Source organism: Actinomycetota bacterium (genome assembly GCA_041658565.1).
Lineage (GTDB): Bacteria > Actinomycetota > AC-67 > AC-67 > AC-67 > JBAZZY01.
On sequence record JBAZZY010000015.1, the window covers coordinates 53612 to 60284 of the forward strand.

The following is a 6673-nucleotide window of genomic DNA, read 5'->3' on the forward strand; positions in this document are numbered from 1 at the left end:
CTAGTCCTCTCGCTCCAGAATGCTCACGGTGACGTACGTGCCGGTTCCCGCGTGGGAGTGGATCGCTCCGCGCTTGGCGTCCGCGATTTGCAGCGTCGGGTCACCAAAGTGCGTTCCGATCGATCCCTGCAACTGCCACAAGGCGAACACCGCCTGCATCAGTCCGGTCGCGCCGACGGGGTGTCCGCACGCGATGAGGCCGCCCGACGGGTTCACCGGACACACCGGATCGTCGGCAAGCTTCAAGCCGTAGTCGATGCCCGGCATGAAGGCCTTGCCCGACGCCGCGAAAGGCCCGCCTTCGCCGTAGCGACACAGACCGAGGTCCTCGTAAGTCTGGATTTCGCTGGAGGTGTAGGCGTCGTGCAGCTCGACGAAGTCGAGTTCGTTGATCGGGTCGGAGATGCCCGCGTGCTTGTACGCCATGTTCCCCGCTGTACGCCCCGCGCGGAACGAGTGGATGCCGGGGTACCGCGTTCCGTGTTCCCACAGCCCCTTGTAGTAAGCGCGCGTCTCGTCCGAAGCGCGCTCCTGATCGGTGGCGTAGTCGCGCATGAATACGTCGTAGTCGACGTGCGGCCGGTCCGACATGCGCATCGCGTCGGTGCCGCGACCGATACCGGCGACGCGCGCCAGCGGCCGGGTGATGTCGGCTCCTGCAGCCTCGAGCTTGCGCATGCCTTCCTCGGACGCAAGGATCGTTGCCGCGGCGCCGTCGGACATCACGCAGATGTCAAGGCGGGTCAGTGGCCACGCAACCATCGGAGCCGAACGAACGTCCTCGATCGTGTAGCGGTTCCGCTTCTGCGCGTACGGGTTGTGGTACGCGTTGAGGTGGTTCTTCACGGACACCGAAGCCATTTGCTCGACGGTCGTGCCGAACTCCTTCATGTGGCGCGTGACCATCATTGCGTAGTAGCCGGAGTAGAAGCCGCCGACGGGGTAGTCGAACGAGACGTCGGATGCGAGCGCGATGAACTCGTTGCCTTTCCACGTCTCGACGTGGCTCATTGTTTCGAAGCCGTAGACGACGCACACGTCCATGTGGCCGGAGGCCACTGACTTCCAGCCCTCCTGGAAGCTCAACCCACCCGTTGCGCCGCCGCCTTCAACGCGGTGGCCGGGCTTGGGCACCAAGCCGAGGTAGTCCTGAACCATGATTCCCGCCATCAACTGGCGGCTGAAGTGGTCGGAGAAGTACGAAGCGACAGAGCCGTCCACGATGGATGTGAACGTCGCGAAGTCCAAGCTGATGTCGTCGATCGCGGCGTCGTAGGCCTCTTTCACGACCGCCTGGAACGTCTTGTCGGGCCTGGCTTTGGCGAACTTCGATACTCCACCCGATAGGGCGTAGACAGGGCGCATCGGTAGGCCTCCCCTGGTTGTCGAAATGAAGCAGGCCGGGATTCTACAAGCAGGGCGCGGATCGCCGCCTCTCGCGAATCAGTCCCTCGGCGATGCCGTGCCTTCGGTGGACTCGTTCGATCGCAGGGTTTCCCGCGTTCCGGCGACGAGTGCGAGCGCCACGACCGAGGGGATCGCGACGAGTGCGAACGCTCCCTTGAATCCGACGGCGTTGGCGGCGAACCCGGCGACCAGTGGTCCGAGTGTCATGCCGAGGTCCCCGCAGAAACGGAACACCCCGACGGCCGTTCCCGTCGACGACTCCGGAACGACGTCTGAGAGCATCGCAGCCGGGGGAAGGCCGGCCGCACCGGAAGTGATACCCAGCAGCGCCATCAATCCCACGAAGACCATCGGCGTGGGCGCCCAGCCGATGGCGACGGTCATGATCGCGAGCGCGGCGAGCGCGGGGACCATCACCGTCTTGCGACCGCGGTGATCGGCGACGGCTCCGGCCGGGTACAGCACAAAGAACTCTGTCGCGAGGGCGACGGCGAACACTCCGCCGATTCCGAGCGTCGACATGCCCAGCACGTCGCGACCGAACAGCGGAACGAGCGTGTCGTACACCGCCGCTATTGCCCACAAGTAAGCCAGGTTCGCAACGATCGTAGTGATGAAGCCGGGAGTGTGTAACAAGCGCGCGATTGTCGCTCGGGTGCCAAGGATGGCGGACGGGGTTGCGCTCTCGTCCGGCGCGCGCCCCGCAGGATCGGGCACCAACCGCATGAACATCACGGCTGCTATGACGAGCAGCACCGCATAGACGAACAGCGGACTTGCGAGTCCGAATCGGTGCGCGATTACTCCGCCCAGTGGGCTTCCGGCCACGACTCCCACGTTGAATGCGCCGTAGAAGATCCCGAGCGTGCGCGCCATGCGGTGCTTGGGCACAACCTTGAGCATGTAGCTGTACAAGGCGGCGAACACGATCGCGGACCCGGCACCCCCGATGCCCCACAACGCGACGGCCACAGGGAAGTTCGGCGCGCGCGAAGTGGCGAACGCGAACAGGGCAACGAAGACCAGACCGCCGGCAGCGGACTTTCGTTCTCCGCGGCGGTCCACGATCACCCCGGCAGCGAAGTCCGCGGCGAGGCGAGAAAACGAGAACGCCGAGACCATGATCCCGGCGGCGCCGTAGCCGACGCCGAAGGATCGCGCGAAAAGCGGCAGAACCGGAACGATGATTCCGAATCCCACCATCACTACGAAGACGGTGAAGATGACGACGCGTACGGGGCGGTCGGCGAGGATTTCCCGGACGCCTCCTGTCGCCGCGCGCCTTCCGGTTAGCCTCCGGACCGGATCAGCTCCCACGTGTCCCCGCCATCGGTCGTCTTATAGATAGAGGACTCACCGGCGGCGTAGGCGATCTTCGAGTCGGCCGGGCTGATGGCGATTGCACCCATCTGTGCGCCCGCCGGGAGCCCTTTCGTCGCGGTGGCCCATGTCAGCCCGCCGTCATCAGAGACCTGCATACCGGTTTCGCCGAAGACCATGAGGTGGTCCGCGTTCTTCGGATCGGCCGCGACGGCGGAGACCCACCCCGGCGTCAGCGACTCGATGACCGCCTCCCAAGACTCGCCTCGGTCCTCCGAGCGCGCGAGTCCTGCGGGTGTTCCAACCAGGACGACGCCGGCCTTGGCCGTTCCGCTCACCGACAGCACCGGCTGGCCCAAGACCTTGAGACCGAGCAACTCCCAGTTCTTGCCCCCGTCGGTCGTGACGAACAGGCCACGATCGCTCGAGTCCCACCCATACAGCGTTTGTGGCTCCGCGTAATCGATGCCCATTGTGTGCCAGTCCACGGGCGGTGAGAGCACGTCCGAGATCTTGTGCCACACGTTTCCGTCCTCGGAGTGCTGGAAGCCGAGTGACCCACCCGTCGGTGGGTGGCCGCTGCGATACATCATTCCCGACTGCGGCTCGATCGTGAAGCTCATGTAGTCGTTGCGATCGCTGCTTGCGTACACCCAGTCGGAATCCCCGGCGCTCTTCACGAGCCCATTGTGGGTTCCGACGTACAGCGTTCCATCGGCTGCAACGCCGAGACCGTGGATGTGCTCGAACACGCGCGCCTTCAAGCCGATACGTGAGGGATCCCCGTCGGAGTTGGAGGAGCATGCGGCGAGCGCGAACCCGACGAGCAGAGTCAGAGCGAGGAACCTGCTACGTGCCATGGATCTCCTTTCGCAGTTCAGCAACAACTAACACGATGCGCGGTCTGGGGCCAGAGGCGGATTGCCGACCTCAGCGTGCGGCCCGGACCAGCATTAGGACGGCTGTGTAGTGGCACACGCTGGCCCCCAGGGTCATCGAATGCCAGATCTCGTGGTAGCCGAAGACGCGCGGGCTGGGGTCGGGACGTTTGCGGAAGAACATGATGGCCCCGACCGTGTACAGCACGCCGCCGGTCGCCAGCAGGCCAATGGCCGCCGGTTGCAGCTCGCGGATGAGTTGCGGCATGGCCGGCACGATGGCCCAGCCAAGGGCGATGTACATCGTTCCTGCGACCGCGCGCAGCCCGTCGATCTTCACCAGCTTCAACACTATTCCGACGGTTGCTCCCGCCCATGCCGCCGTCATCATCCCGATACGCCATCCGCCGCGCAGTGCGATCAGGCTGAAAGGCGTATAGGTGCCTGCAATCAAGACATAGATCATCGAGTGGTCGAGCTTACGCATGCGCTTGAGCGCGCGCGGAGACCCCTTCAGGCGATGGTAGGCGCCGCTCGAGGCGAACACCGCCATGAGGCTGAGCGCGTAAACGAGCGCTCCGACGCGCGCCGTCGCTCCGCGCGCCAGTATGACGAGGATCCCTCCGGCCGGAATCGCGACGAAGAAACCGATTTGGTGGAGCCGCCCCCGCAGCAATGGCTTTTGGGGGGCTGCGGAGGCGGCGGTTTGTGGATGGATCACGCCAGCATGCTACCCGCTCCGCGCGAGATCAGAGCAAAGAACGTGAACACCTTCACAAGGCCTTCACATCCTGTCGCTAGTCTCTTGGGGTCATGGCGATCCCGAGATTCACCCTGGTTGTCGCCGAAGGATGTGCGCTGTGTGAGGACGCTCTCGATGGCCTCTCCGAGATCCGGATGGAGTTCCCGCACGAGCTTGAGGTGATCGAAGCCGCTTCCGATGCCGGGCGGGCCCTCGTTGCGAAGAGCCGGCCGGGGATGATGCCCCTTCTTCTCATCGACGGATGCGAGTTCAGCACAGGGCGCGTCCCTCGCAAGAAACTGCGACGGCATCTCGAACGAGTTGAATCCTGATGTCGCTGCTCGCTGCGGGTTCGATCCTGGCGGCTTTCTTCGCCGGCGCCGTGGCGTTGTTTAGTCCATGCTGCATCGTCTTCCTGCTGCCCTCCTACCTCGCGTCGGCGGTAAAGGGCCGGCGCTGGGCGTTGTTCCCGCTGACGCTGGTGTTCGCCGCGGGGCTGGCGTTGATCATCCTTCCGCTGACTCTGGGCGTCGGCTTCCTCTCGGCGGGTCTCGGGCAATTCCACACGCCGCTCTATCTGCTGGGAGGCTTGACGATGGTCGGCTTGGGTGCCCTGGCCGTTGCCGGCCGCTCGTGGCATCTGCCGCTGCGCTCTCCCTCTCTGGAGCGTTCGGATGCCGGCGGCGTTCTCGCGCTCGGGATCTTCTCGGGGATCGCGTCGTCGTGTTGCGCGCCGGTGCTCGCGGGCGTTCTCGCGCTCTCCGCCATTTCGGGAACCGTCGGAGGGTCGTTGACACTTGGTCTGGCTTACGTGTTCGGCATGGTTTTCCCGCTGTTTGTGATCGCACTCGCGTGGGATCGCCTGCACGTCGGGGACCGCCGTCTATTCACCGGTCGCACGATCACGCTTCGATTCGCTGCGCGGTCGGTGCGCACGACGACGACTAACGTCGCCGTTGGATCGATGTTCGGAATCATGGGGATCGCGATCATGATTCTTGCTCTGGTGGGCGAGCCGATGTGGGCGCCAGGGTTCCAGATTGCGCTGGGCCGCGGACTTACTTCCCTGTTCGCGGCCGTGTTGCGAGGGACGAGCGGCGTTTCCCAGCCGGTCCTTGGTCTCGGGCTGCTCGTTCTGGCTTCCGGCATCGGGTGGGCCGGTGCACGTGGTGCACGTGGTGCCCGGATCCGGCGTGAGGAGGGAAACCATGGGGAATCGATCACGGCAGCGGCAGGCTGCTGCGCGCAAGAAGACGTCGACTAATCACCGCATCATCGCGCTGTTGGTTTTCGGTGGTGTGCTTCTTGTGATGTTGGGGTGGGTGCGGTTTCAGCGCCCGACACCGGTCGGAAGCACTGGGCCGGGGGATGCTGCGCCGACCTTCGCCCTGATGTCGGCCGCCGGGCAAAGGATTTCGTTGTCCGACTATGCGGGGCGCAATCTGCTCGTCTACTTCAGCGAGGGGGTCGGCTGTGACGCGTGTTTCACCCAGATGGTTGATCTTGAGGCGACGCAGAAGCGGTTTGACGACCTGGACATCGCGCTGCTGGGGATCATGGTAAATCCGGGTGAGGCCATCGCTCGCGATGCGGCTCGGTTCGGAATCCGGATGCCGATTCTCGTCGACGAATCGAAGTCTGTTTCGAAGGCATATGACACCCTTGGGCGGGGCATGCACGCGGATTTGCCGGGTCATGGGTTCATCCTGATTGACGCGCAGGGGACAGTGCTGTGGCGGAAGGACTACCCCAGCATGTACGTCGGTCCAAAGGAATTGCTGGATGAGGTGTCGGCAGCTTTGGAAGCAACGGCGACGGGGCCGAAGTCATGAGTCTGATGATGTGGTCGCCGAGAGAGGTGCGGCTGCACCCAGCGCACCGTGAGTCGATCTCGCGATGATTGGGCTGGTTGCCTTGGCGTTTGTCGCCGGGGCAGTGTCGATTCTTTCACCATGCTGCCTGCCCATCGTTCCCGGGTACGTCTCGTACATCGGTGGAGTTGCCGCTCAGGAGGAAGGGAGCCACCGCAGGGTGCTCGGGTCTGCCGCACTGTTCGTCCTTGGGTTCGGAGTGGTCTTCACGATCCTTGGCGCGACGGCCTCGGCTCTAGGCGGGTTCTTGCTCGTACGGCTTCCGCTGTTTGCCAAGATTGCGGGCGTGTTTGTGATCGTAATGGGGTTCGCGATGCTTGGTGTTCTGCGAATTCCGTTCGCGTCCGGACGGGGGCAGGTAGATCTCTCAACGATTCGCGGCAAACCTGCTACCGCGTTTCCGTTGGGAATGGCGTTTGCGTTCGGATGGACGCCGGCGGTCGGACCCGTACTCG

General features: G+C 64.2%; 8 protein-coding genes. 4 read left to right on the forward strand and 4 right to left on the reverse strand.

The window, feature by feature from the left end; genetic code table 11:
* The 4 genes from WDA27_09190 to WDA27_09205 form a co-directional block, all read right to left on the reverse strand.
* The gene (locus WDA27_09190) at positions 1 to 1365 is read right to left on the reverse strand and encodes a thiolase domain-containing protein (protein ID MFA5891108.1); all 1365 of its coding nucleotides are present in this window, start codon (positions 1363 to 1365) and stop codon (positions 1 to 3) included.
* 78 nt (positions 1366 to 1443) lie between these two features.
* Positions 1444 to 2724, reverse strand: coding sequence for an MFS transporter (locus WDA27_09195; protein MFA5891109.1), 1281 nt, complete (start codon positions 2722 to 2724; stop codon positions 1444 to 1446).
* Positions 2697 to 3587: a YCF48-related protein gene (locus tag WDA27_09200; protein MFA5891110.1), complete on the reverse strand. Its 891-nt coding sequence runs from the start codon at positions 3585 to 3587 to the stop codon at positions 2697 to 2699. The genes WDA27_09195 and WDA27_09200 overlap by 28 nt, the downstream gene beginning before the upstream one ends.
* A gap of 70 nt (positions 3588 to 3657) precedes the next feature.
* A complete protein-coding gene (locus WDA27_09205; GenBank protein MFA5891111.1) occupies positions 3658 to 4326 on the reverse strand; it encodes a hemolysin III family protein in 669 nt (222 codons plus the stop codon).
* Between the two features lie 92 nt (positions 4327 to 4418).
* Between WDA27_09205 and WDA27_09210 the strand changes: the two genes are divergently transcribed.
* The 4 genes from WDA27_09210 to WDA27_09225 form a co-directional block, all read left to right on the forward strand.
* Positions 4419 to 4679, forward strand: coding sequence for a glutaredoxin (locus tag WDA27_09210; GenBank protein MFA5891112.1), 261 nt, complete (start codon positions 4419 to 4421; stop codon positions 4677 to 4679).
* On the forward strand, positions 4679 to 5611 hold the full coding sequence (locus WDA27_09215; GenBank protein MFA5891113.1) for a cytochrome c biogenesis protein CcdA: 933 nt from the start codon (positions 4679 to 4681) through the stop codon (positions 5609 to 5611). The genes WDA27_09210 and WDA27_09215 overlap by 1 nt, the downstream gene beginning before the upstream one ends.
* Complete coding sequence (locus tag WDA27_09220; protein MFA5891114.1) at positions 5556 to 6179, forward strand: peroxiredoxin family protein; 624 nt, start codon at positions 5556 to 5558, stop codon at positions 6177 to 6179. The genes WDA27_09215 and WDA27_09220 overlap by 56 nt, the downstream gene beginning before the upstream one ends.
* Before the next feature lie 64 nt (positions 6180 to 6243).
* On the forward strand, positions 6244 to 6673 hold a 430-nt coding region (locus tag WDA27_09225), incomplete at its 3' end, for a cytochrome c biogenesis protein CcdA (protein MFA5891115.1).

Coding starts and splice junctions, on each gene's coding strand:
- WDA27_09200 (MFA5891110.1), bottom strand. CDS start 3,587: ATGGCACGTAGCAGGTTCCTCGCTCTGACTCTGCTCGTCGGGTTCGCG.
- WDA27_09210 (MFA5891112.1), top strand. CDS start 4,419: ATGGCGATCCCGAGATTCACCCTGGTTGTCGCCGAAGGATGTGCGCTG.
- WDA27_09220 (MFA5891114.1), top strand. CDS start 5,556: ATGGGGAATCGATCACGGCAGCGGCAGGCTGCTGCGCGCAAGAAGACG.
- WDA27_09190 (MFA5891108.1), bottom strand. CDS start 1,365: ATGCGCCCTGTCTACGCCCTATCGGGTGGAGTATCGAAGTTCGCCAAA.
- WDA27_09215 (MFA5891113.1), top strand. CDS start 4,679: ATGTCGCTGCTCGCTGCGGGTTCGATCCTGGCGGCTTTCTTCGCCGGC.